The organism is Haloarcula sp. S1AR25-4 (assembly GCF_031624555.1).
Classification (GTDB): Archaea; Halobacteriota; Halobacteria; order Halobacteriales; family Haloarculaceae; genus Haloarcula; species Haloarcula pellucida.
The window spans coordinates 1503172-1525939 of the sequence record NZ_JAMQOR010000001.1 but is presented as its reverse complement, the minus strand read 5'-3'; the positions used below and the strand labels follow the sequence as shown (position 1 = coordinate 1525939).

Here is a 22768-nt window from a genome sequence, read left to right as displayed (position 1 = left end):
GGTCAACCCTCCACTATGCGACCGGACTTAGACCCCGAGCAACTCGACCGCTACTCCCGTCACATCATCATGGACGACGTGGGGCCGGAGGGGCAGGCGGCACTGCTTGACTCGTCGGTGCTCGTCGTCGGTGCTGGCGGCCTCGGTTCGCCGGTCCTGCAGTACCTCGCGGCGGCCGGCATCGGACGACTGGGCGTCGTCGACGACGACGTCGTCGAGCGCTCGAACCTCCAGCGACAGGTTATCCACCGGGACGACGACATCGGCCGGCCGAAAGTCGACAGCGCCCGCGAGTTCGTCACCGGTCTGAACCCCGACGTGACCGTCGACACCCACGAGGTTCGCCTCTCGAAAGAGAACGTCAGGGACCTCGTGACCGACTACGACATCGTCGTCGACGCCTCGGACAACTTCGAGACGCGCTTTCTCGTCAACGACGCCTGCACCCTCTCGGGCATCCCCTTCTCCCACGGCGCTATCTTCCGGTTCGAGGGGCAAGTGACGACGTTCACGGGCGACGGCGAGGGGCCGTGTTACCGCTGTCTGTTCCCAGAGGCACCGCCAGCGGGCACCGTCCCCGACTGCGCGACGGCGGGCGTCCTCGGCGTCCTCCCCGGCACCATCGGCTGTATCCAGGCGACGGAAGTCGTCAAACTCGCGATGGACTACGGCGAACCGCTCGACGGGCGGCTACTGGCCTACGACGCCGCCGAGATGACCGTCGACGAGGTGCCCGTCGCCCCGAACCCGGACTGCCCGGTGTGTGGCGACGACCCGGCTATCGGGAGTATCGACGAGGCAACCTACGAGGGTCGCTGTTCGCTGCCAGCGGAGTAGCAGGGCCGTGTACGTTCGAAGCTAATTTATGCCATGAGTGACCGAAAATAGGGTCCCCTCATGCGTTCGATTCAATCCACCGACCAGACGACGATAGCATACGAGCGCTCCGGAGACGGCCAGCCAGTCGTCCTCATCCACGGGACGACAGGAACGCATCAGACGTGGGATCGATTTCGCTCTCATCTGCCAGACGGCTACGGTGCGGTCGCCCCGGACCGGCGAGGGAGAGGTGCGAGCGGCGACGGAGACGAGTACGCCTTGGACCGGGAGGTCGCCGACATCGTAGCGCTGGTCGAGTCATTCGGCGAGACGCCGGTCCTCTTCGGACACTCGTTCGGCGGTCTCTGTGCGCTCGAAGCCGCCAGACAGACCGACGTGGACCGGCTGATACTGTACGAACCGGCGATTCTGGTCGGTGACGACCGGGCCGACGCCGACCTCGCGTCAGAGCTCCGGGGCCGCCTCGATGCTGGCGACCGAGCGGGTGTCATCGAGGCGTTCTTCATGGAGAACAGCGCGACCGACGATCCTACGGGGCTCCCCATCGAGGAACGCACCCCACTCGCAGAGACAGTCGTCCGGGAGAGTGCCGCAGTAGAACAGTACGAACTACCCGACACCATCGCGGTGGATGCACCGACGCTTCTGATAACCGGTACTCGCGGTCCGTCCCATCTCCGAAACAGTATCCGCGCGGTCGCGGATGTCGTCGAGACGGCCCAACTCGTCGAGTTGGACGGTCTCGGTCACGTCGGTATCTGGAACGCACCCGAGCGTATTGGAGACGTCGTCGAGTCGTTCCTCCCGGCGGGGTGAGCGCTACGCCCGCAGAGACGGCAGTTCCTGCACCGCGTCCCGCGGCGGCACGTCGAACAGGTCCGGGTGACACAGCGCCGCCAGAAACTCCAGCGTGTCGACCAGCCGCGGCCCCGAGCGGTTGACGTAGTGGTGGCCGTCCACGACGTAGGCCCGACCCTCCCGAACGGCTGTGAGTTCGTCGAACCCCGGCCGTTCGGTCAGGTCCGCGAGGTTCTCCCGGGTCTGGTCGACGTCGAAGCCACACGGCGCCGCCACCAGTACGTCGGGGTCGTACTCTCGCACTTCCTCCCACTCGCGCGGCCGGGAGTGGGCACCGCGCTCGGCCATCCCGTAGACGCCGCCCGCTTTCTCGACCATCTCGGGAACCCAGTGGCCGGCCACCATCACCGGATCCAGCCAGTCGAGGACGGCCACGCTGGGCGTCTCGCTCGCTCGCGCGGCCGTCGTCTCGACGGCGGCGACTCGCTGGCGGAGGGTCGCCACGAGGTCGGTCGCCGCCTCGTCACGACCGATGGCCGCACCGACACGGTAGACGGAGTCGAACAGGTCGTCGAGGCTGTGGACATCCAGTGTCAGCACCTCGGCGTCGAGTCCGAGGTCCTCGACCGCCTCCGCCACCAGCACGTGGTCGACGGCACAGACGTCACAGACGCCCTGCGTGACGATTACGTCGGGGTCGACGGCGGCCAGCGTCTCGCGGTCGATGGCGTAGACGCCGTCGCCGGACTCGGCGTCTGCGACCTGTTCGTTAATCTCGCTGCTGGAGGCCTCCGGGTCGACACGGGAGCGGTTGACCGACGGCTGCTCGCGGGCCGCCGGCGGGTAGTCACACTCGTGTGAGACGCCGACCGGTTCGACGCCGAGGGCGTAGACGATTTCCGTCGCGGACGGCAGTAGCGTGACGACGCGCATACGCCCGCTACGGCCCGCCGGGTCTAAAGGCTCCCCTCGCGGCCGTCCCGGTCACACTAATCCTTCGTTACGCTTACCGTCCGTGACCCCGCAGACGCTCGTATGAACGTCAAATCGCGGCACCACCTCCGCTCGGACGAGGTCGATGCCATCGCGACGGCGCTTTCCGACAACCTCGGCGTCGAACTCGACGCCGACACCTTCGAGAAGGTCGAGTTCGAGGACAGCGACTGGGACGTCGTCCTCGTCGACGGCGACCCCCTCGTGCTGTATATCGACAGCGAACCGTTCCTCACCGTCGAGGGCGCGAACGCTCACCCACCCCAGAAACACGTCGTCACCGTCGACACCGGCGCCATCTCCTTCGTCTCGGACGGCGCAGACATCATGCGGCCCGGCATCACCGAGGCCGACGACGACATCAGTTCGGGCGACCTCGTCGCCATCAACGAGGAGTCCCACGGGAAGTTCCTCGCTATCGGGCGTGCGAAGACCGACGGCGACGACATGGTCGGCGACTCGGGCAAGGTCGTCGAGTCTATCCACCACGTCGGCGACGACCTGTTCGAGTTCTCGGTGTGAGATCCGCGACGAAATCCCGTCTGACGAAAAGTTGAAACGGGTAGCGCCCGCCGTGGGGCACATGGGACTCATGAGCAAGATTCTCGGCGAGTCGGGCAACTCCCGGAAGACCGAGGATTACGTCGAACTGAACGCGGACGACTTCGATGCGTCGGGTGCCGAGACCGAGCGACAGGTCCGCATCGCCCGCATCAGCGACAAGCAGGACGTCATCGAGATCAAAGACGCCGTCTACGATGGCGACGTGGTCATCGCCGACATCACGCGCCACTCGACGCAGGACCGGACGATGGAACACATCAGCGACGAACTCAAACAGGTCGCCAACGAGGTCGGCGGCGACATCGTCCAGAAGGACGACGACCAACTCATCATCACCCCCGCCGGCGTCGGTATCGCCCGCGAACGCCTCGGTCGGTAGGTGCCGTCTCTCTTCTGACCCGCCGCGTTCAACGTCCTTTTCGGTGTCCGCCGGGTAGGGTCAGTAATGACAGAACCGGCGATACGCGCCCGAAACTTACGAAAAAACTACGGTGACGTACAGGCCCTCGACGGATTGGACCTGACCGTCGACCGCGGCGAGTTCTTCGGTCTCCTCGGGCCCAACGGCGCGGGCAAGACGACGTTCATCAACACGCTGGTCGGCCTCGTCCACAAAGACGGCGGGGACGCCGAAGTGTTCGGCTTCGACGTCGAGGACGACTACCGAGCGGCCCGCGACCGAATCGGACTGGCACCACAGGAGTTCAACGTCGACCGCTTTTTCCCCATTATCGAAGTTCTCGAACACAAGGCCGGCTACCACGGCATCGGAAGCAAAGAGGCCCACCGACGCGCCGAAGAGGCGCTGAAGACCGTCGGCATCTGGGACAAGCGGGACACCCGATTCGACTGGCTCTCCGGCGGGATGAAACGGCGGTTCGTCCTCGCGCGCGCCCTCGTCTCGAACCCGGACCTGCTGATTCTGGACGAACCCACGGCCGGCGTCGACGTCCAGTTGCGCCACGACCTCTGGGACATCATCAACCGGATGAACGACGCCGGCACGACCATCCTGCTGACGACGCACTACATCGAGGAGGCCGAACGCCTCTGTGACCGGGTCGCTATCGTGGACTCGGGGAGCAAGGTAGAGGTGGCCTCGCCCGACGAGCTGATGTCGAGAGGCACCGACACCATCGACCTCGGTCTGGCCGACCCACCACGGTCCGCACCGAGACTCGCCGTCGACGGCGTCACCGACGTTGCGGTGACTGACGACGGCCTCAGCGTCACGGCGGCGGGTGGGAGCCAGACTGCGCCCGAACTGGTTCGAGTACTCGAACGGCAGGGGTACCACGTCACGTCGCTCGACATCCGGCGAGCCTCGCTCGAAGAGGTGTTCGTCGACCTGACGCGCGACGACCGCGAGTACGCGGAGGTGTCCGCATGAGCCACGACACCGACGTGGGGACGAACGGTGCGGGCCCGGCGACCGACGACGCCCGCGACGGTGCACCGACGGGACTGCGTGCGCGACTCGTCGGCCTCTGGACGCTTCTGCACCGCGAGATTCTTCGCTACGTTCGACGCCCGCGCAACACGTTCCTCCCGCCGATGATTACGAACGTACTGTACTTCACCGTCTTCGGCGTCGTCCTCGGCGAGCGCATCAGCGGCAACGACCCGAACGCCTTCGGCGGCGCCGGCTACATTCTCTTCATCCTGCCCGGACTGGTGGTGCTGGGGATGATCTCGAACGCCTTCGAGAACGCCTCGTTCTCCATCTTCCACGGCCGCTGGAACGAGTACATCCACGAAGTGCTGACCTCGCCGTTGTCTCACACCGAGATGGTGCTTGCCTACGTCGCCGCCTCATCGCTCCGCGGCATCGTCGTCGGCGCCATCATCTGGGGCGTCGGCCTCGTCTTCACGCCGGTGACCGTCGCGAACCCGTTCTACCTCGCGGCGTTCACGCTCGTCATCCCGACGCTGTTCGCCGCGTTCGGCGTCATCGGCGGCCTCTGGGCGCGTGACTTCGACTACCTGACGGTGATGAACCAGTTCATCATCCGCCCGCTGGTGTTCTTCGGCGCGGTGTTCTACCCGCTGTCGGCACTGTCGGGCATCTGGCGACAGGTCACGCTGCTGAACCCGATGGTGTACATGGTCAACGGCGTCCGCTACGGCGTCATCCCCGAGGCAGTGGCCGTCCCGCCGAACCGCTCCCTGTTCGTGCTGACGGGCCTCACCGTCGCCGTCATCTTCGTCGACATCGAACTGGTCAAGCGTGGCTACGGACTGGTCGACTGAAGACGAGACGGACGTGCCCGGCATGCCGGATTGGGTCCGCCTCCGGCGGGGCGGACAAACTATGACAGGGTGCCCGGCTTCGTGCCGGACCACGCGGCGGTGCCGCGGCCCGGATATTTTGTGCGCCTCCGGTGAGGCGTATGTGAACATATGACACGAGAGTATTTAGGGGTGACGGCGATCTGATGTTTCCGGAAAAACAGCACTGCTCGCTCAGACGTTGTCCGGCGCGTCGGCGTCGTCCTCGACGGACCGCTTCAGGGAGTCACGGCGGGCCTTTGCGTCTCGACCCGTCGCCTCTTCGAGGAAATCGTTCTTGACCGAGACGGCGTCCTCGGCGGCGTCGACGTGGCCCTCGGAGATGACCTGCTCGGCTGGCTTCTCGTCGATGTGCAGGGCCAGTTTGTCCTTCTTGCTCCCGTAGTCGACGGTGCCGGCGACGACCCGTTCGAACACGGGGTTGTCGGGGTCGTCGACGACGAGGAGGTCACTGCCGTTGTGTTCTTCGGTGTCCGTGACCGGACCGAAGTACTCCTCGACGAACGCTTCCATGTCCGGGACGCGGTCTTCGAGATGCTCGCCCCGTCGCATCTTGTACTCTCGCATGGCCGTCGTTTTGCGAGGCGCCGTCTTACTCTTTGCGTTCACTCGGTGTCGGTGACCAGCGACCCCTTGTGGCACTCCGGACAGAAGTCGCCCGCGCGCAGAGAACTCGCCTCTACGTCCGTGGTGAACCCACACTCGGGACACTGGAACTGTCCCTCGGGGACGGTCACAGCGGTGCTATCGGCCGACTCGACGGCTGCCGAGTCGTGAGTGTCGTCGTCCCCACCCAGTACCGTCTCCGGCGTCCAGTCGTCGCCGTCGTCGCCCGGTTCGTCGGGCCACTGGCCGGGTTCGCGGTCGTCGGACCGAGATTCCTCGTCCTCGCCGTCGATGATGAGGGCGTCGTCCGTTTCGGGATCCTCCGCCCCGGCGTCGGTGACTGGGTCCTCGGCCTCTGCGTCGGGGACGTGGACGTCCGTCGTCGGATTCTCCAGTTCACTGTCGCCGCCTCGGTCCGCCTCTTCGTCGCTGTCGTCCAGAATCTCCGCGTCGTCGGCGTCGGAGTCGACGATGTCGGTGGCCGAATCGCCCACGTTCATCGGCTCTGCCGGCTCGTTGGCCGGTCCGCCGTCCACCTCGTCCGTCGATTCGTCTGCCGTCCCGTCGGTCGCTCCGTCGTCCGGTACCCCGACTGTCCCTTCCTCGACACCGTCGGCATCCGCCGTCGACGTCTCGTCTTCGTCGTCGACCATGTCGCCAGCGATGTCCGACGGCGTCTCGATGGCTGTTACCTCTTTGTTCTCGGAGACGATGCGCGTCTTCCCACACCGTTCGCAGGTCTCCCGTTCCTGGATGGTGATGACGACTTCGCTCCCTTGTTCTTCGCGCTCGCGCTCGACGGTGGCCTCACCGTACGTGTGCCCGAGGACGGAACATTTGAGACCCATTGTCAGTTCTTGCCGCCGTGTCCTACTTAAACCCTACCCGTCAGGCTCGCGACGAACTCCCAGTGATACGTTTCGGGCAATGCCTTCATTATTTGCATAGTATAGATAAGTAATTTTATACCATTTGGCGAGCCCAACGTCGAGCGATGCGCCTGCTCAGTCTGGTCGTGGCCGCCCTCCTCACAGCGACGCTCCTCTCGGGCACCGCGGCCGCCACAGGAAACGCGCCGCCGCTCGCCGACGCCGGTCTCGACCAGACCGTTCCAGCCAATGCGACGGTGTATCTCGATGCCAACGGCACACGCGACCCCGACGGCACTATCGCACGTGTCGAGTGGTCAATCGAGACGCCGTCGGGCGCTACTACCTCGCCCGACTGCCGAGCGTGTCGGCAGACCCACTTCCGTCCGACTGCGGTCGGCCAGTACAACGTCACCGTGACCGTGACCGACGACGACGGCGCGACGCGGTCCGATACCCTTCACGTCGTCGTCTCGCCGTCGTCGGGACCGTCGGTGTCTCTCACCGGACCGGGGACAGTCACACGTAACGACGATGTCACGTTCACTGCCGACGCCGAGGGCACCGACAGGACCCTCTCGACCCTCGCGTGGGTCGTCGACGGGAACGTCACCGACCGAACGTCCCTCTCCGGCGAGAACGCGAGCGTGAGTACCACGCACGCGTTCGGCGACGCTGGTACGCGGTCGGTTCGCGCCGTCGTCTACGACGCGGTCGGTCGGCGCGGGACCGCTACTAAGCGCGTCGTGGTGGTCACAGACGGGTCCGTCGGCGGGACGCTCTCCGATGGTGGCTCGTCGTCTGATGACTGTCACTTCTGGAACAACGATTGCCTGAATGATGTTGTCCTTACTGACTCCACGACCGGCGAACAAACAATCGTTGAGGGCAACGGTGACGACGGTATCCAAATGTGGGTCAACGGCGAGAAAGTCACCGCCTCAAACTACGTGGATGTGGACGAGTTCCGCTCGGACGACATTTCAGGGGGCTACGACTACGATGCGATGGAGCAGGCCGTCGAGACGCAGAAGAACATCGAAGACTGGGGAGGCGGTGTGGATGATAACGACGACGGGGGAGGTTCCAGCGGGAACAATGTCGTCGACAATAGCGACTCCGGTGCTGGAAGCGTCACATCCGGCTCGTCTGGTGACCCCTACTACGGGTCGATAGGCGGAAGTTCCGGCGGGTCCAACAACGACGACTCCGGCAGTAGCTACAGCGGCGGGTCGCCCAGCGACCATTACGGGTCGATAGGCGACAACGACGACTCCGGGTCGAGTGGCGGAAGTCCCGACGACTCCAACGACTTTGGTAGTGGTGGCACGGGTAGCGGCCTGTTCGCTGGCGGCTACGGCGGAGGGCCGGAGTCTGGCCACGAACCGATAGACGACTCCGGTAGCTCCAGTAGCTCCGGTAGCTTCAGCGGCGGGTCGCCCAGCGACCACTACGGGTCGAGTGGCGGTGGCGGCGACTCTGGCGGCTCTGACGACTCCGGTGGGTCCAGCAACGACGACTCCGGTGGGTCCAGCAACGACGACTCCGGTGGGTCCAGCAACGACGACTCCGGTGGGTCCAGCAACGACGACTCCGGTGGGTCCAGCAATGACGACTCCGGCGGTGGCGGCGGTTGCAGTACGGTCAAAATCGGCGGCGTCTGCATCGGTGCGTAACCACTCAGCCCACAGTCAATTTCCGTCTGGCCGTTTTTGTCACCCCCTCGTTTGGACGGTCGCCTTTCTGACTCTCTCGGCGAGTTTCTGATGGCTTGATTTTTCTCCATATTTATATACTCTAAAGCAGAAACATTAGTTACAACAAGACAGAGGACTACAGAAATGCTACGAATCACACTCTCTACGTCTCGAAATGCTCTGCTTACGGTTTTAGTTGCGGCTCTCCTGATTACGGCGGGCTGTAACGGCCTCGGCGTCGGCGAAACCGACACTGGCCCCGATGGGACAACCAGCACGCCGGAGTCGACGGCGACCCCGACGCCGACTGTCCCCCAGAACGGGACGGACCTGCGTAGCATCTCGCTCGAACAGGACGCAGGCCACATTATCAATAGCGACCTCGATGGGGGCGACCCCAAGCGCGACGGCAAATACTACGAGCCGGTTCAGTTTGCCGCGGAAGCCGGCACGGTAGTCAACATCTCGATGCGGTCGCCTACTGGCGACCCGCTGGTGAAGCTACGCGGCCCGAACGGGACGGTCATCGACCTCGACGATGATGACGGGATGGGCGATGCCGCCGACCTGACGATGGTGACGCTCCCCGAGACGGGGCAGTACACCATCATCGCCACGTCAAGCGAGCCAAACACCGCGTTCACGTACTACCTCACCGTCGAGCAGTTCATCCCACCCGAACAGCGAGATGTACTGTTCGCTGGGAATATGTCGTCGTGGAACCGAACCGAACAACTCGGTGAGTTTGCCGATGACGTCTCCCGCCCATTTGACAAGAATACGTGGACGAATATCACTGGCGTCTCGGTGAATACCGACGAAAACTATGTTGTCCTCACGTACACCATGGACCCGCAGAACCGAACTATGGACAGAATGACCGATTTAGACGCGAGTATGCTCTTTGCCTACAGCGCCGTGGATGGGTATTATCAACGCGGGGAGGGAGAGGTTAATGCTAGCTGGGCACCGGAGCGGATATACTACCGAACGGTGACGCCCGACGGAGAGCTATACCGCATCTCATACCTGACGGCGGAACAAGCAGAGGACTACCGTCGCACTCAGGAGTTGGACCAATACTACTACGGCTCTCTCTGGGCACAGAGGACCTACGGCCCGGCACACGATTCCTACGTCGAGGGGGCTGACAACTCTACGTCCACAGGCGAGGTAGCCACCCGTGACAAGAGCGGGGAGTATATTTTCGTATAGGAAAATATCATTCGACAATACTATTCTCTCGGTCTTTCTTTTTCGTCGCGTGGCTTTTTGAACTGGGACAGTCTCCGAGTATCGCGTAGACGTGTGAGTTCTGCCACTCTCTGCGTTCGATAGCGGCCGAGGCGTGCGACTTCGATTGTCCTTTATATGTCTAGAAGGATACCGTAAAACTCACGAATGGCTGATAAAGGTTGACCGCCGTGTCCGAGCGTCGGCGACGACGGCCGCGATTGGTACGACGGTTTCCACGAACCTGCCATCCGTAGCAGCTATGATTCCCGTGTTTCCGATAGCGGGGTCGAGTATCGATCGAACGCACTTCGGAGCCACAGCATCAGAACGAGGGACAAAGCCAAGAGCCGGGCGGGTATAGAGGCCAGTATGAGAGCGAAGCCGGAGTATCGCGACCGGGACGAGACGGAGGTTGCGGTACTCGACGCGCTCGCGGACCGCCACAACGAGGGGATGACTGTGTTCGAGATTCGCTCCCAGGCGGACGTGAACATCGACCAGATAGAGGGCGCACTGGCGGCGCTGAAAGAGGACGACCTCATCGAGGTCGACGACGACGGCGAGCGGACCGTCATCCTCCCTGACGAGGACGTCGTCGGCCCGGACGCGACAGACGACGAGCCGTCGCTGTTCGAACAACTTCGGCGCCGGCTCCCGTTCTAGGCGGCGTCCATCGGCGCCGCGGCGCAGTTGTTCGGGCCGAGTTCGAGTTCGAAGGCGGTGTCGTCGTCGGCGTCGTCGGTGCCGAGGTTGACGGCGATGATGCGTTCGACGTTGGCGGGTCGTGGGGGAACGTCCGCACAGATGCGCTCGACGAACGTCTCCCGGTCCATATCGAACGCGGAGAGTCGCTCGCGGAGCGTCCCGAGCGGCGCGGTGTAGGTGCCGTCGTCGGCACGGTCTACCGATTCGGAGTAGTGGCCCGGCGCGACGAGGGTCTCGTCAGGAAGCGGTGCGAGGCGCTCGGTCAGCGTCTCGTGGAGTGAGCGGGCGAGGTCCGGGGCGCCGGCGTCGCCCTCCTCTAGATCAGGCCGAGCGACGCTCTCGAGGAAGAGGCTGTCACCGGCGAGGAGGACGCCGCCGACACGGAACCCGGTCATGCCGGTGGTGTGGCCGGGGAGCGGAATCGGGTCGAGCGTCGTCGACCCCACAGCGAGCGTCTCGTCGTCGCCGAGTTCGGTCACGTCGAAGGTGACGCCGCGGTCGGCCGCGCGGGCGGGCAGCACCGGTTCGACGCCGTGGTCGTCGACGAGTCGTCGCAGGCCGCTGACGTGGTCGGCGTGGACGTGCGTATCGAGGGCGTACCGGAGTGTCGAATTGTGGTCGGCCGCGTCGTCGGCGTAGCGGTCGGCGAACGCCCGAAGCGGGTCTACGACGGCCGCCTCGCCGTCACTGACCACGAGGTAGGAGAGACAGCCGGACGACGGACGCTGGTACTGCACGACCGTCGCGGCGTCGCACGAGACCTCGTGGCTCTCGTAGAGGCGTGCCCACCCGCGCATCCCGTCGGCGAGGTTGCGCGCGTCGACGCCGTGGTCGATCAGGAGGCCGGCGACGAAACCGCTGGATTCGCCGCGGCCACAGACGACGGTAATCGGGCCGTCGCCGTCTACGTCGGCCACGAGGTCGTCGACGCCGTCGGTCACCTTCGCCTGCAGGAACTTCGCGAACGGGAGTTGTGTCGCCGTGACCGACGGGCCGTCGATGTGCCACTGCTCGAACTCGTTCCGGTCGCGGACGTCGAGCAGGCGGACCGACTCGCCGGCGTCGAGGCGTCGTTTCAGGTCGGCCGCCGACAGCGAGGGATGCGCGGCCGGCGGGTCGGGGTACTCTTCGGCCATGCATCAGCTAGGTTCCGACAGCCGATAAATCGGGCGGGGGTTCTAAGCGTCGAGCGTCCCTCCACGGTGGTATGGACGCCGCCGAGACACTCGATGCCGTCCGCGAGGAGGCGGGAACTGAACTGGACCGACTCGGCTCGGACAAACTGCTCATCGCGGCCACCGGTGCCGACCTGACGCCGGCGGCCGTCCGCGAGGCAGCGGTAACTCGCGAAGTCGGCGTCGCGAACGGACTCTCAGGCTGGGCCGACGATGCCGGGGCCGCCAGTGAGGCGTTCGCGACTGCCGCCGGGGCCGCCCGTGACCGCGCCGACCGTATCGACGCCGACCCCGGCGACCCCGACGCACTCGCCGACCATCTCCAGACGGTGGCGTCGACGGACGCTCGCGTCGGAGCGGGGCTCGTCGCCGTCCCGCTGATAGCCGACCGGTTCTACCTGCAGGTGGTGAACTTCTTCGTCAACGAGGCCGACGAGGCCGGGGCCGACACGTTCCGCGACCTGCGGGCCGACGCGAGCGACCTCGACCCCGCGCGTGACGCACTATCGACGCTCCACGACGAGGGGCGCGACGTGGCCCGTGACGCCGCGGTTGGAGCTATCGAGGCCGCGTACGCGGACTACGCCGAGACGTTGGAGGGGATGGGACTGGACCCAAAGCCTATCTGTTGATTCAGGGGAGCCGGTAGGTGGCGACGCGGTTGGCCGCGTACAGGAACCCCGCTACGGTGGCGAGGCCGCCGAGGACGGCCGTCGCGGCCAGCCCCCCAGCGAGGAGCGCCGGCGTCTCGACGGGGACGGGAAACGGCAGGCCGATGGAGAGCAGGACGGCGGCGCTCGCCGGCGCTACGACCGCTCCGAAGACGAGGAAGTAGCCCCCGAAGGCGAAGCTACTCGGGACGGTCACGTCTCGGCCGTGGACGGACGACGGCTCGAACTTCGGGAAGACGACGCCACAACCAGCGGCGATAGCGGGTGCGGCCACCGTCGCGACGAGAGCGGTCGCGAGTGCCGCAAGCAGCGGGAGCGATGGCGTCTCGACCGCGGCACCGAGACCGACGACGACGAGGGGCGCGACGACGAGACCGGGGAGGACGCCGGCCAGCACGAGGCCGGCGACGAACGCTCGACCGGAGACGGCAGTCGTCAGCGTCAGCGGCAGGACGCCCTCCTCGCCGCCGAGGGGGTTGAGCGTGAACGCCGCGCCAAACGCCGCTGCGGTGGCTACGCCGACGGTCAGTGGTAGCGTCGTCGGCGCACCACTTCCTCGCAGGAGGAACTGCCCTTGCGAGACGAGGAGCAAGAACACCGGGACGACGGCGAACTGGACAGTGAACGGCGCGCGTCTCGCCCGGAGCCACGACTTCTGGGCGACGACCCGTGTGGCGCTCGGGACGCGCCCGGCAAGCAGGCGGTCCGAGAGCGTCCGCTCGTCCGGGTCGAACTCGTGGTCCGGTTGGACCGGGTCGACGTACCAGACGCGTTCGGCCAGCCACCGACAGCCGACGGCGGTGACGGGGAGGCTGCCGACCAGTGCCACACCGCCGACGACGACCGCCAGCGGGTCCGCCGTCGTCCCGGGAACCGCAACGAGGACCACGTCGGCGAGCCACAGGAGCGGCGAGTCCGTGAGCGCACGGAGTATCGCCAGTTGACCGGACTGAGCAGACCACACCGCGAGCCACCCGACCGTCAGGAGGAGCGACGCGGCGGACCCGATGCTGGCACGGTGACGGGCGACGAACGCGGACCGGGCGGCGACGAGTTTCACCGTCAGCCCACCCGCGTAGCCCAGTAGCAATCCGAGCGTGACGACGAGGAGCGTCGTCACCAGCACTACCGGGCCGACGAGGACGAACCCGGTTCCGGCCGACAGACCGACGGCGAGTGCGAGCACTGGTGCCCCGAGGACGGCGAGGGCCCGGGCGAGTTCGGCACCGACGACGCCGGCGAGGACGTCGGTGTACGGGAGTGTCGTCAGCAACCCGTCGAGGCCGTCCGGTTCGCCGATCTGTTTGGCCGACCGCTGTACCTCGACGAACGTCACGAGCGTAAGCAGCCCCAGAAGGACGGCCACGACGGCCGTTCGCACGTCCGCTGTGGGTAACTCCGTCAACGCCCCGCCGCCGAAGAACGCAATCGCACCGATGCCGAGGCTGTACGCCGGGACGAAGAGGCCGACGCCGGCGAGGACGAGGATGCCGCGAGCGCTGTCGAGAAGACTTCGCAACGTCCGCCGGAGTTCGATGCGGGTCACGAGGTGGGCCCGCCGCCAGTTCGGGCCGATCATCGCTGTGTCGCTTGCTCGCTCGTCACGTCGAGGAACACGTCTTCGAGCGTACTCCCGGCCTCGACGTCGTCGGTCAACTCGCTCGGCGCACCCTCGGCCACGAGGTCGCCGTCGTACAGGACGCCGACGGTGTCGGCGAGTTCCTCGACGACCGGCAGGATGTGCGTCGAGAGGAAGACGGTCGTCTCGGCGGCCGCCACCTCGCTGATGGTGTCACACACCGTCCGGGCCGCGCGCGGGTCCAGTCCGCTGGTCGGTTCGTCCAGAAAGAGGACGCTTGGCTCGTGTAACAACGCCTGTACGAGACCGAGCTTCTGCTTCATCCCCTTCGAGTACGTAGCGACCCGGCGGTTCGCGTCGTCTGCGAGGTCGAACCGTTCGAGGAGCGATTCGACCCGGTCCCAGTCGTCGTGACCGCGCAGGCCGGCGACGTACTCCAGTTGCTCGCGGCCGGTGAGTTCGTCGTACAGCGCTGGCGTCTCCGGGAGGACGCCGATGTGTTCGACGACGCTCGCCCGGTCGCTCACCGGGTGGCCGGCCACGCGGGCGGTTCCGGCCGTCGGTTCGGTCAGCGTCGTCAGGATGCGGATAGTCGAGGTCTTCCCGGCGCCGTTTGGCCCGAGGAACCCGAAGACGTTCCCGGGGTCGACAGTGAGGTCGAGGTCGGCTATCGCGACGGCGTCGCCGTAGCGTTTCGTCAGTCCGTCGGCGACTATCGCCGGTGCTGGAGGGCACATAGTTTCACTGCCACCCTGGGGTTCAATAGGTTTTGTCCACCGGACGGTTGCCAGTATCTATATTATCCACCCGTCTGAACGCGGAGGCAGTATGACCGATGGGGATGCGTCCTGCGGGCAGACCAGTGACAGTCGGCAACTCCGCCGCGCCACGGCGATTCTCGGCAGGAAGTGGCATCCGGTATTGTTGCACACGCTCATCGTAGACGGCCCGCTCGGGTTCAACGACATGAAGGCCCGCGTCGACGGCATCTCCGATAAGGTGCTCTCGGAAGCGCTCGACGACCTGCAGGAGTCGGGACTGGTCGCCCGTGACGTCATCGACGACAAACCGGTCCGCGTCGAGTACTCGCTGACGACGGCCGGAGCGGACCTCGGCCCGATTATCGACGCGCTCCAGTCCTGGAGTCGCGATCACCTCACCGAGGGACAGCCCCCGACGTAGCTCAGTCCTCGGACTCGATGACTTCCAGACCGCGGTTGTTCACGGCCGCCGCGTCCAGACCGATCTCTTCGAGGAACTTCTTGTACTCGCGTTCGCACTGCTCGGCGTCTTTCTGCCGGTCGCTGGCGCGGTCACACAGCGCTACGAGGTCTTCGGGTACGTCGTTGGTGTAGACGATCCAGTGGTTGATGAGGTCCGAGAGGCGGCGGATCGGCGAGGTGAAGTGGCCGTAAATCTCGAAGTTCAGGGCGTGGTGACCGCCGAAGGGGTCGTTCATGTACTTCGCGCGCGGCATCACCTTCATCACGGCCCACTGAATCTTATCGAGTTGGCGGCCGGGGGCCTGTTCGAGGGTAGCGTTGACGGCCTTCCGGGGGTCGTCCCACGTCGACCCGGGGATGGAGACGCCGTCGAGATCTTGGATCTCGACGAGCGCTTCGTCCCACTCCTCGGGGCTCGGTTGCGGGTGGACGCGGTACATCGCCTCGACGCCGCGGTCCCACATCAGTTCGTGCGTGACGGCCTTGTTGGCCTTCAGCATGCACTCCTCGATGATGGTGTGGGCGCGGTCTCTCGCGGGGTTGAGGACGAGCGAGCCGTCCTCCTTGCGCTGTTCGTGCATCCGGTCGGCCAGTTCCCAGATGAGTTCGGTCTTCTCTGCGAGGTCGACGCTCGTGTCTTCGAGCAGGTCGTCGGCCGTCTCGGGGTCGTCGAGCAGGTTCTCGGCCTCCGTGTAGGTGAGGCGGGCGTCGCTCTCGATGACGGACTTGTATATCTCGATGGTCTCGTAGGAGAGGTTCTCCTTGTCCAGATGCATCTCGACGGTGTGGGCCAGTCGGTCCTCGTTGGGGACGAGCGAACACACCGTCTCGGCGAGGACGGGCGGGAGCATGTGGATGGTGTAACCCGGGAGGTAGACGGTGTTGCCTCGTTCGACGGCTTCGGCCCACATCGCGGTGTCGGGGTTGACGTAGTGGGTCACGTCGGCGATGTGGACCCACAGCACGTACTCGTCGTCTCGCTCTTCGACCGAGATGGCGTCGTCGAAGTCCTGGGCGTCGATGGGGTCGGTCGTCCACGTCGTCATCTCGCGGAGGTCACGGCGCTCGTCGACCTCGTCGGCGATCTCCTGCTGGACGTCCTGCGTGCGCTCTTTCGCCTCTTCGAGCACTTCCGGCGGGAACTCGTCGCGGATACCGAACTTCTCGAACAACTCCTCGCGCTTGTTCTCCATGTGGCGGGCCATCTCCTCGTCGATTTCGACGGGGCCCTGCCCCTCGGCGGTGCCGGCCGCCGACTGGGCGTCTTCGGTGGTCATGCCCCCGGCTACGCCCACGGTGTAGTTAGGACTGTCGGGGTCAGAATCAGCACTCGCAACCGACCGTCTCGTCGCTCACTCGCGTTCGACGCTGTTCTCCTCGGCGAGTTCTCGGTACCGACGGAGGAACGTCTCTCGGTCGGTCTCGCCGGCCCCGGCGTCGTCGAGCGTCGCTTCGAGATCGCCCCGTGGCTGGTGGGACGTATCCGCGAAACACCCCTTACAGAGGTACTCGAACGCCTTGTCCCGGCGCTCCCATCGGTCCCCGTGCTTGTCGTACTCGCGGGCATCAGACCGGGCGAGGCGGTCACCGCAGGCGATACAGGTCACCGTCTCCCGGTCGCTCCGGGACCCGAACATACTCACCGGTAGCGGCTGGCATACTATAGTGTTTTCCGCACGGGCAAGCCCCAGTGTGGGCACACCGATACCCATTCAGTTAGGGATTCCGGCCACACGTTTATCCACGAGCCACCTCTACGAGTGGTAACGGCACGTCGTAGCCGAGGCACTTGCGAATGAAGCCACCACAGACACTCGCGCACTCGACGCTCGATACGCTCCCCATCAACATCGCCGTCCTCGACGACGAGGGGACCATCCTCTTTACCAACCGCGCCTGGCAGGAGTTCGCCAGCGCCGACGACGGCGAGATGCAAGGGGTGAACTACTTCGGGACGACCGACGTCGACGCCGACGAGTACGCCGCGGAAGCCGTCGCCGGCATCGAGTCCGTTATCTCGGGCGACCGGGACCTGTTCACGCTGGAGTACCCCTGCCACTCGCCGGACGAGAAGCAGTGGTTCCTGATGCGGGTCGCGCCGCTCCCCGAGGACGAGGCCGGCAGTGCCGTCGTGGCCCACATCGACATCACCCAGCGGAAACTCGCGGAACTGGCGGCCGAACGCCGAAGCGAGCAGTTGCGCGCCGAACGCTCGAACCTCGAACACCTCGTCGACAGACTGGACGGCCTCGTCACGGGGGTGATGAACGACGTGATGACCGCCGGGTCGCGGTCTGACATCCAGCAGGTCGTGGTCGACCGGCTAGCGGCCGTCGACTCCTACCAGTTCGCGTGGATAGCGGCGTTCGATTTGCGCGACGAGGCGCTCCGGCCGGCGGCGCTGTCGACGGACCGGGACGCCGACCTCGCCGTCTCGCTGTCCGATGACGACCCCGTCGCTCTCGCGGCCCGAACCGAGGAGATTCAGGTCGCGACCGACGATATCGGCGAGCACCACCGCGAACTGGCCGGCGGCACCGTCGCGTCCGTCGCGGCCGTGCCGCTCGTCGCCGGTGAGTCGATGTACGGCGTGCTCACGGTGTACGCCGACGAGGCCAGCGTATTCGACCCGCGCGAGCGGGCGGTACTCGGAGCGGTCGGACAGGCCATCTCGACGGCCATCGACGCCACCGAGACCAGCAAGCTACTGACGACGGACAACGTCACGGAACTGGAACTGCAGATACGCGACGACGACATCTTCTTCGTCGCGCTGGCCCGGGAACTGGGCTGTCGGATGGAGTACGGCGGGAGCGTCGCCGACGACGAGGAGACGGTGATGTTCTTCCTCGTGGAGACCGAGGACCCCTCGGCGGTGTGTGCGGCCGCCGCCGACCACCCACAGGTCACCGCCGTGACGCACGTCTCGACGTCGGAGTCGGCGTCGCTGTTCGAGTTTTCGGTCGGCGACCCGCCGGTCGTCTCGCTGCTTGCCGACCGCGGCGCGGAGACCCGCGACATCACTGTGACGCCTGACCACGCCGTGTTTTCGGTGACGCTCCCGGCGACCACCGAGACGCGAAGCGTCGTCGAACACGTCCGCGACCGCTACCCCGGCACGGACCTCGTGGCCGTCCGCGAACGCGACGAGCCACCGGTCTCCCGGCAGGCGTTCCTCGCCACGCTGGAGGATCGTCTGACGAACCGACAGTTGACGGCCCTCAGGAAGGGGTATCTCGGCGGCTTCTTCGACTGGCCGCGGGACGTCTCCGGCGAGGAACTGGCCGATTCGATGGACATCTGCCCGTCGACGTTCCATCAGCACCTCCGTGCGGGCGAACGGAAGCTACTGGAAGAGATATTCGAGACGTGGTGAGACTGCCGGACAAACCGAGGGAAGCGACCGGCGTCCCGGGTGGTCCAAAGCAGTTGGGTACACAGTTTAAAGTTGTTCTCCGCCTATTTGTTTGTAGACGATGTGTCACTCCGACCCGGGTCGTATCACGCAACCTACGCGAACGGTCGCGGCCGAGCCGACGCCTCAGACGGGTGAAACGGCTCGACAGCGGACCCGGTGTCGGTGCCTGTCGCGGCACCGACGTATCATTCGATGACCGACCTGTCGCCAGCACTCAATGCAATCTGACAACATCCGAACGAGCAAATCGATCCAACAGCAGACCGGCCGGACGTTCCACCTCGCGACCCGGGTTCTCCCGGAGCGGATTCGCTACCCGACCTACGTGATGTACGCCTTCTTCCGCGTCGCCGACGAGGTGGTCGACCAGCCGGAGGGCCCGCCACCGAACGTCCAACACGAACGGTTGGAGACGATACGAGAGGCGGCACTGGGCAACCGCGACCCCGAGGACACCGACGACGGGGCCGTGCTGGCGGCGTTTCAGGACCTCCGCGAGGAACACGACATCCCCGACGAGGAGATAAACGTCTTCATCGACGCCATGGAGATGGACATCGCACAGGCCCGCTACGAGACGTTCGAGGACCTGCGAGGGTACATGCGCGGGTCGGCCGTCGCCGTCGGGAACATGATGACGATGGTGATGGACCCGCCACAGAAAGAGGTGGCACTCCCCCACGCCGAAGCGCTCGCGGAGGCGTTCCAGTTGTCGAACTTCCTCCGGGACGTCCGCGAGGACATCCACGACTACGGGCGCGTGTACCTCCCGCAAGAGACGCTCGAACGGCACGGCGTCACCGAGGAGCAACTCGCGAACGCGGAGGTCGACGACGCCTTCCGCGCCGTGATGCAGGAGGAACTGGCCCGCACCGACGAACTGTACCGCGAGGGGGTCAAAGGAATCAGCTATCTCCCCGAGGACTGTCAGTTCGGCGTCCTGCTGTCGGCGGTGCTGTATGCCGAACACCACCGGCTCATCCGGAACCGCGGCTACGACGTGCTGACGGAGACGCCGGAACTCACCCGCCGCCGCCGACTCTGGCTGCTCGCCCGGACGTGGTGGCACTGGCGGCGCAACGGCGACCCCGAAGCCACCTTCTACGCCGTCAGTGCCGTCTCCGAGCGCGGACCCGACACCGTTCCGACCGACGTCCACAGTCACGGCCGACCGACCTGGCGTGGATGAGCCGGCCGTTCCCGCTCGCTCCCTCGTCACACAGATGACCCCGAGTCTCACCTACCTGCAGTTCCACGCGGTGCTCGTCCTGCCCGTGCTGGCAGGACTGGCACTCACCGCGCGCTATCGACTGGCCAGCCGTCGGGTCGTCCTCTCGGGGACGGCCCTGTTGGCGGCGCTGGCGCTCGTCTACACGACGCCGTGGGACAACTACCTCGTCGCCCGCGGCGTCTGGTGGTACGGAGCGGGAACCGTTCTGACCCGGCTGTGGGCCGCGCCGCTGGGCGAGTATCTCTTCTTCGTCTTCCAGCCAGTCGGCGTCGGCCTGTGGGTCGCTCGCTACGGCGTCGATACGACGCGACCGCTCGCCATACCGGTGCCGACGCGGGCGCTCGGACTACTGGCTGCCGGCCTGGTCGCGGCCGTCGGCGTCGCGTTACTCGACAGTCCCGACGGCCTCTATCTCGGATCGTTGCTGGTCTGGAGCGTCCCCATCCTCGCTATCCAGTGGGCCTTCGGGTGGCCGTTCCTCGTCGCGGAGTGGCGCACCGTCGCCCTCGGGACGCTGGTCCCGACGCTGTACCTCTGGGTCGCCGACCGCATCGCGCTGGCACTGGGCGTGTGGACGCTGTCGGACCAGTACACGACCGGACTGGCGATACCCCTCCTCGGCCTCCCCGTCGAGGAGGCCGTCTTCTTCCTGCTGACGTCGCTGTTCGTCGTACAGGGACTGGTCCTCTTCGCGTGGCTCTGTGACAGATGGGGGTGACCGACCGCCTCGCGGCCCCGGCCCGCGAGACGATTCGCCGGACCGTCTTCCTGCCTTCGTGGGTCGCCAGCGCCGCCCTCGCCGTCCCGTTTCTCGCCGGCCTGTCGGTCCCCCCGACACTCCAGTACGTCCCGTTGGTCGCCAGCGTCCTCGTCCTCGGCCTGCCCCACGGCGCGGTCGACCACCTCGCCGTCGCTCGCTCCCGGGGCGAGCGCCCGGACTGGCGGGCCATCGCCCGAGTGTTCGCGCTCTACGGACTCGTCGGCGGGGCCTACGCCGTCGGCTGGTTCCTCACACCGGCGGCGGCCTTCGTTCTCTTCATCGCCGTCACGTGGTTCCACTGGGGGCAGGGCGACCTCTACGCGTTGCGGGCGCTCGCCGACGCCGACCACCTCCGTTCGGTCCCCCAGCGGGCGGCCACCGTCATCGTTCGCGGGGGCCTCCCGATGCTCGTCCCCCTGCTCGCGTTCCCGGGGTGGTACCGTCGGGTCGCCGTGGACCTCGTCGCCCTGTTCGCGCCGGGCGCCGTCGCCGCCATCGAGTGGGCGTTCCGCGCGGACGTCCGGGCGGCGCTGGCGGTCGCCTACGGGGCGCTCGTGGTCGGCACGCTCGCCGTCGGCTACGCTCGCGCCGAGAATCCGGCCCCGTGGCGTCTCGACGCCGCCGAGACGCTGGGCCTCACTGCGTACTTCGCTGTCGTCCCGCCGGTACTCGCCATCGGCGTCTACTTCTGCCTGTGGCACTCGCTGCGCCACGTCGCCCGCCTGCTACTGGTCGACGACGACGCAGTCGCGGCGCTCCGCGGGCGGGACCCGACGGCGGCGTTCACGCAGTTCGCCCGCGACGCCCTCCCGCTGACCGTCGCGTCGCTGGGCTTGCTCGCGGGCCTGTACGTCCTCGTCCCGAACCCACCCGCGACAGTGCCCGAGTGGGTCGCGCTCTACCTCGTGTTCATCGCCGTCGTCACGCTCCCCCACGTCGTGGTGGTGACGCTGATGGACCGGGCGCAACGCGTCTGGGCGTAGTCAGGACAGGCCGCACAGGAGCAACGCGTCTGGGTGTAGCGTCACACCGGTGGCTGGTGAGGATGCAGAAACGGAGAGAAATACCGCGTTACTTGCCCTTGCCGCGGTTGCTGCGTAGCGACGGGCGGGTCTTCTCGGAGCCGGTGCCCTTGCCGCTCAGACCGCGGTTGCGGCGGCCGGCACCGGTCAGCCCGCGGAAGACGCGGTCGGTCTGGTCGTCCTCACAGATCCACGAGAGGTCGTCGTCGTTCTGGATGGCCGGGTGCTCGGGGTCGACGAGGATGACCTCGTGCCACTTCTGTCGGCCGTCCTGCCCGACGGAGTAACTGTTGAGGACGCGCAGATTCGGGAACACCCGGGCGGCGCGCTCTTCGGAGACGCGCTGGATGTCCTTTCGGCGGGTGATGCGGGTGACGCCCTGTCGCTTCGAGCGCCGACCGGCTTTGTGACGTCGCTTGCGCGCGCTGCCTTTCCGGACGGACACGCGAGCGACGACGACGCCCTGCTTGGCCTTGTAGCCCTGCGAGCGGGCTTTGTCGAGGCGGGTCGGGCGCTCGATGCGCTCGACGGCGCCCTCGTCGCGCCACTCCTGCTGGCGCTGCCACTGCAGTTCTGCGAGTTTGCCTTCCTTGGGGCTCTGCCACGCGTCTCGGATGTACGAGTATGCACTTCGTGCCATTGTGTTCACCACGGGCGTTTCGTGGTTCAAGTCACCTCGCGAGGAGTGTCGCGTCGGCGACTCACATCCCGACCTGCACACGCAGGTGCCCGCTGGCGCCCGTCGTCCAGCGAGTTACCACGGAGTTTTCGGTTAGCGCCCTTAAGCGATTCGGACCGTCCTCGTGCCTGTGGGTCGGTCACACCGACGGTCTGCTGTCGGTACGCGAGGTGGCGACGTGCACTGTGTCGCCGTCGGTCGCTATCGATCACTCTGATACCGACGCTCGCGACTGACTGCGACAGTGTGGGGGTGGAGTAGTAACTTCGGGAGTAACGTTGGCCGATAGATGCCATATCTGTGGGAAAGTTCTCCAAACCTATCGAAATGCATCGCAATCTGGCAACAACTCCCTTCTCTTACTCCAAAAAACGCTAGAACGAGATTATAATGGCGATATTGAGAATCAATAG

Annotated in this window: 24 protein-coding genes; 15 read left to right on the top strand and 9 right to left on the bottom strand. The window is 65.9% G+C overall.

What is annotated here, in order from left to right; translation table 11 throughout:
- Window positions 1-15 precede the first annotated feature (15 nt).
- Together NDI85_RS07975 and NDI85_RS07970 are read left to right on the top strand one after the other, a co-directional pair.
- On the top strand, window positions 16-837 hold the full coding sequence (locus NDI85_RS07975; protein WP_189000870.1) for an SAMP-activating enzyme E1: 822 nt from the start codon (window positions 16-18) through the stop codon (window positions 835-837).
- A 60-nt stretch (window positions 838-897) separates the two neighbouring features.
- Window positions 898-1656: an alpha/beta hydrolase gene (locus tag NDI85_RS07970; RefSeq protein WP_310915448.1), complete on the top strand. Its 759-nt coding sequence runs from the start codon at window positions 898-900 to the stop codon at window positions 1654-1656.
- Window positions 1657-1659: 3 nt separating this feature from the next.
- Here the strand turns inward: NDI85_RS07970 and NDI85_RS07965 are convergent, their stop codons facing one another.
- Entirely contained in the window at window positions 1660-2571 is a 912-nt protein-coding gene (locus NDI85_RS07965; RefSeq protein WP_310915447.1) for a cobalamin-binding protein, read from the bottom strand.
- Between the two features lie 102 nt (window positions 2572-2673).
- Here NDI85_RS07965 and NDI85_RS07960 point away from each other — a divergent pair, with 102 nt between their 5' ends.
- From NDI85_RS07960 to NDI85_RS07945, 4 genes are all read left to right on the top strand, one after another.
- A complete protein-coding gene (locus NDI85_RS07960) occupies window positions 2674-3153 on the top strand; it encodes an RNA-binding protein (RefSeq protein WP_189000876.1) in 480 nt (159 codons plus the stop codon).
- Window positions 3154-3214: 61 nt separating this feature from the next.
- The gene (sepF, locus tag NDI85_RS07955) at window positions 3215-3574 is read left to right on the top strand and encodes a cell division protein SepF (protein ID WP_166968324.1); all 360 of its coding nucleotides are present in this window, start codon (window positions 3215-3217) and stop codon (window positions 3572-3574) included.
- Window positions 3575-3640: 66 nt separating this feature from the next.
- Window positions 3641-4585 carry an ABC transporter ATP-binding protein gene (locus tag NDI85_RS07950; RefSeq protein WP_189000879.1) on the top strand — a complete coding sequence of 315 codons (945 nt, stop codon included), beginning with the start codon at window positions 3641-3643 and terminating at the stop codon, window positions 4583-4585.
- A 74-nt stretch (window positions 4586-4659) separates the two neighbouring features.
- Window positions 4660-5445 carry an ABC transporter permease gene (locus tag NDI85_RS07945; protein ID WP_396275520.1) on the top strand — a complete coding sequence of 262 codons (786 nt, stop codon included), beginning with the start codon at window positions 4660-4662 and terminating at the stop codon, window positions 5443-5445.
- A 213-nt stretch (window positions 5446-5658) separates the two neighbouring features.
- Here the strand turns inward: NDI85_RS07945 and NDI85_RS07940 are convergent, their stop codons facing one another.
- Window positions 5659-6051, bottom strand: a complete 393-nt coding sequence (locus NDI85_RS07940) for a DUF5611 family protein (RefSeq protein ID WP_166968327.1) — start codon at window positions 6049-6051, stop codon at window positions 5659-5661.
- A 38-nt stretch (window positions 6052-6089) separates the two neighbouring features.
- Window positions 6090-6938: a hypothetical protein gene (locus NDI85_RS07935; RefSeq protein WP_189000885.1), complete on the bottom strand. Its 849-nt coding sequence runs from the start codon at window positions 6936-6938 to the stop codon at window positions 6090-6092.
- Window positions 6939-7084: 146 nt separating this feature from the next.
- On the opposite strand from NDI85_RS07935, the gene NDI85_RS07930 reads away from it, so the two are divergent.
- The 3 genes from NDI85_RS07930 (at window position 7085) to NDI85_RS07920 (ending at window position 10555) form a co-directional block, all read left to right on the top strand.
- Window positions 7085-8635, top strand: coding sequence for a PKD domain-containing protein (locus NDI85_RS07930; protein WP_310915446.1), 1551 nt, complete (start codon window positions 7085-7087; stop codon window positions 8633-8635).
- A gap of 165 nt (window positions 8636-8800) precedes the next feature.
- The gene (locus NDI85_RS07925) at window positions 8801-9871 is read left to right on the top strand and encodes a hypothetical protein (RefSeq protein ID WP_310915445.1); all 1071 of its coding nucleotides are present in this window, start codon (window positions 8801-8803) and stop codon (window positions 9869-9871) included.
- Window positions 9872-10261: 390 nt separating this feature from the next.
- Window positions 10262-10555, top strand: coding sequence for a DUF6432 family protein (locus NDI85_RS07920; protein WP_189000894.1), 294 nt, complete (start codon window positions 10262-10264; stop codon window positions 10553-10555).
- On the opposite strand, the gene NDI85_RS07915 is transcribed toward NDI85_RS07920, so the two are convergent.
- Window positions 10552-11733, bottom strand: coding sequence for an MBL fold metallo-hydrolase (locus tag NDI85_RS07915; protein ID WP_310915444.1), 1182 nt, complete (start codon window positions 11731-11733; stop codon window positions 10552-10554). The two genes, NDI85_RS07920 and NDI85_RS07915, sit on opposite strands and share 4 nt — an antisense overlap.
- A gap of 71 nt (window positions 11734-11804) precedes the next feature.
- Here NDI85_RS07915 and NDI85_RS07910 point away from each other — a divergent pair, with 71 nt between their 5' ends.
- Window positions 11805-12404, top strand: a complete 600-nt coding sequence (locus tag NDI85_RS07910) for a transcription antitermination protein (RefSeq protein ID WP_310915443.1) — start codon at window positions 11805-11807, stop codon at window positions 12402-12404.
- Window position 12405: 1 nt separating this feature from the next.
- Here the strand turns inward: NDI85_RS07910 and NDI85_RS07905 are convergent, their stop codons facing one another.
- Both NDI85_RS07905 and NDI85_RS07900 read right to left on the bottom strand, forming a co-directional pair.
- A complete protein-coding gene (locus NDI85_RS07905; protein ID WP_310915442.1) occupies window positions 12406-14022 on the bottom strand; it encodes a hypothetical protein in 1617 nt (538 codons plus the stop codon).
- Window positions 14019-14759, bottom strand: coding sequence for an ABC transporter ATP-binding protein (locus NDI85_RS07900; protein WP_189000905.1), 741 nt, complete (start codon window positions 14757-14759; stop codon window positions 14019-14021). The genes NDI85_RS07905 and NDI85_RS07900 overlap by 4 nt, the downstream gene beginning before the upstream one ends.
- A gap of 91 nt (window positions 14760-14850) precedes the next feature.
- Between NDI85_RS07900 and NDI85_RS07895 the strand changes: the two genes are divergently transcribed.
- Window positions 14851-15204 carry a helix-turn-helix domain-containing protein gene (locus tag NDI85_RS07895; protein ID WP_166968334.1) on the top strand — a complete coding sequence of 118 codons (354 nt, stop codon included), beginning with the start codon at window positions 14851-14853 and terminating at the stop codon, window positions 15202-15204.
- Window position 15205: 1 nt separating this feature from the next.
- Here the strand turns inward: NDI85_RS07895 and NDI85_RS07890 are convergent, their stop codons facing one another.
- The gene (locus tag NDI85_RS07890; RefSeq protein WP_166968335.1) at window positions 15206-16522 is read right to left on the bottom strand and encodes a ribonuclease R family protein; all 1317 of its coding nucleotides are present in this window, start codon (window positions 16520-16522) and stop codon (window positions 15206-15208) included.
- A 75-nt stretch (window positions 16523-16597) separates the two neighbouring features.
- A complete protein-coding gene (locus NDI85_RS07885) occupies window positions 16598-16882 on the bottom strand; it encodes a hypothetical protein (protein ID WP_189000908.1) in 285 nt (94 codons plus the stop codon).
- A gap of 158 nt (window positions 16883-17040) precedes the next feature.
- Between NDI85_RS07885 and NDI85_RS07880 the strand changes: the two genes are divergently transcribed.
- From NDI85_RS07880 to NDI85_RS07865, 4 genes are all read left to right on the top strand, one after another.
- The gene (locus tag NDI85_RS07880) at window positions 17041-18621 is read left to right on the top strand and encodes a bacterio-opsin activator domain-containing protein (protein WP_310915441.1); all 1581 of its coding nucleotides are present in this window, start codon (window positions 17041-17043) and stop codon (window positions 18619-18621) included.
- Window positions 18622-18880: 259 nt separating this feature from the next.
- Entirely contained in the window at window positions 18881-19852 is a 972-nt protein-coding gene (locus tag NDI85_RS07875; protein WP_189000915.1) for a phytoene/squalene synthase family protein, read from the top strand.
- 34 nt (window positions 19853-19886) lie between these two features.
- On the top strand, window positions 19887-20612 hold the full coding sequence (locus tag NDI85_RS07870; protein WP_189000918.1) for a lycopene cyclase domain-containing protein: 726 nt from the start codon (window positions 19887-19889) through the stop codon (window positions 20610-20612).
- The gene (locus NDI85_RS07865; protein WP_310915440.1) at window positions 20603-21637 is read left to right on the top strand and encodes a Brp/Blh family beta-carotene 15,15'-dioxygenase; all 1035 of its coding nucleotides are present in this window, start codon (window positions 20603-20605) and stop codon (window positions 21635-21637) included. The genes NDI85_RS07870 and NDI85_RS07865 overlap by 10 nt, the downstream gene beginning before the upstream one ends.
- An 88-nt stretch (window positions 21638-21725) precedes the next feature.
- On the opposite strand, the gene NDI85_RS07860 is transcribed toward NDI85_RS07865, so the two are convergent.
- The gene (locus tag NDI85_RS07860; protein ID WP_189000922.1) at window positions 21726-22316 is read right to left on the bottom strand and encodes a 50S ribosomal protein L15e; all 591 of its coding nucleotides are present in this window, start codon (window positions 22314-22316) and stop codon (window positions 21726-21728) included.
- Window positions 22317-22768: the final 452 nt, after the last annotated feature.

Coding starts and splice junctions, on each gene's coding strand:
- NDI85_RS07975 (WP_189000870.1), top strand. CDS start 16: ATGCGACCGGACTTAGACCCCGAGCAACTCGACCGCTACTCCCGTCAC.
- NDI85_RS07970 (WP_310915448.1), top strand. CDS start 898: ATGCGTTCGATTCAATCCACCGACCAGACGACGATAGCATACGAGCGC.
- NDI85_RS07965 (WP_310915447.1), bottom strand. CDS start 2,571: ATGCGCGTCGTCACGCTACTGCCGTCCGCGACGGAAATCGTCTACGCC.
- NDI85_RS07960 (WP_189000876.1), top strand. CDS start 2,674: ATGAACGTCAAATCGCGGCACCACCTCCGCTCGGACGAGGTCGATGCC.
- sepF (WP_166968324.1), top strand. CDS start 3,215: ATGGGACTCATGAGCAAGATTCTCGGCGAGTCGGGCAACTCCCGGAAG.
- NDI85_RS07950 (WP_189000879.1), top strand. CDS start 3,641: ATGACAGAACCGGCGATACGCGCCCGAAACTTACGAAAAAACTACGGT.
- NDI85_RS07940 (WP_166968327.1), bottom strand. CDS start 6,051: ATGCGAGAGTACAAGATGCGACGGGGCGAGCATCTCGAAGACCGCGTC.
- NDI85_RS07935 (WP_189000885.1), bottom strand. CDS start 6,938: ATGGGTCTCAAATGTTCCGTCCTCGGGCACACGTACGGTGAGGCCACC.
- NDI85_RS07930 (WP_310915446.1), top strand. CDS start 7,085: ATGCGCCTGCTCAGTCTGGTCGTGGCCGCCCTCCTCACAGCGACGCTC.
- NDI85_RS07925 (WP_310915445.1), top strand. CDS start 8,801: ATGCTACGAATCACACTCTCTACGTCTCGAAATGCTCTGCTTACGGTT.
- NDI85_RS07920 (WP_189000894.1), top strand. CDS start 10,262: ATGAGAGCGAAGCCGGAGTATCGCGACCGGGACGAGACGGAGGTTGCG.
- NDI85_RS07915 (WP_310915444.1), bottom strand. CDS start 11,733: ATGGCCGAAGAGTACCCCGACCCGCCGGCCGCGCATCCCTCGCTGTCG.
- NDI85_RS07910 (WP_310915443.1), top strand. CDS start 11,805: ATGGACGCCGCCGAGACACTCGATGCCGTCCGCGAGGAGGCGGGAACT.
- NDI85_RS07905 (WP_310915442.1), bottom strand. CDS start 14,022: ATGATCGGCCCGAACTGGCGGCGGGCCCACCTCGTGACCCGCATCGAA.
- NDI85_RS07900 (WP_189000905.1), bottom strand. CDS start 14,759: ATGTGCCCTCCAGCACCGGCGATAGTCGCCGACGGACTGACGAAACGC.
- NDI85_RS07895 (WP_166968334.1), top strand. CDS start 14,851: ATGACCGATGGGGATGCGTCCTGCGGGCAGACCAGTGACAGTCGGCAA.
- NDI85_RS07890 (WP_166968335.1), bottom strand. CDS start 16,522: ATGACCACCGAAGACGCCCAGTCGGCGGCCGGCACCGCCGAGGGGCAG.
- NDI85_RS07885 (WP_189000908.1), bottom strand. CDS start 16,882: ATGTTCGGGTCCCGGAGCGACCGGGAGACGGTGACCTGTATCGCCTGC.
- NDI85_RS07880 (WP_310915441.1), top strand. CDS start 17,041: ATGAAGCCACCACAGACACTCGCGCACTCGACGCTCGATACGCTCCCC.
- NDI85_RS07875 (WP_189000915.1), top strand. CDS start 18,881: ATGCAATCTGACAACATCCGAACGAGCAAATCGATCCAACAGCAGACC.
- NDI85_RS07870 (WP_189000918.1), top strand. CDS start 19,887: ATGACCCCGAGTCTCACCTACCTGCAGTTCCACGCGGTGCTCGTCCTG.
- NDI85_RS07865 (WP_310915440.1), top strand. CDS start 20,603: ATGGGGGTGACCGACCGCCTCGCGGCCCCGGCCCGCGAGACGATTCGC.
- NDI85_RS07860 (WP_189000922.1), bottom strand. CDS start 22,316: ATGGCACGAAGTGCATACTCGTACATCCGAGACGCGTGGCAGAGCCCC.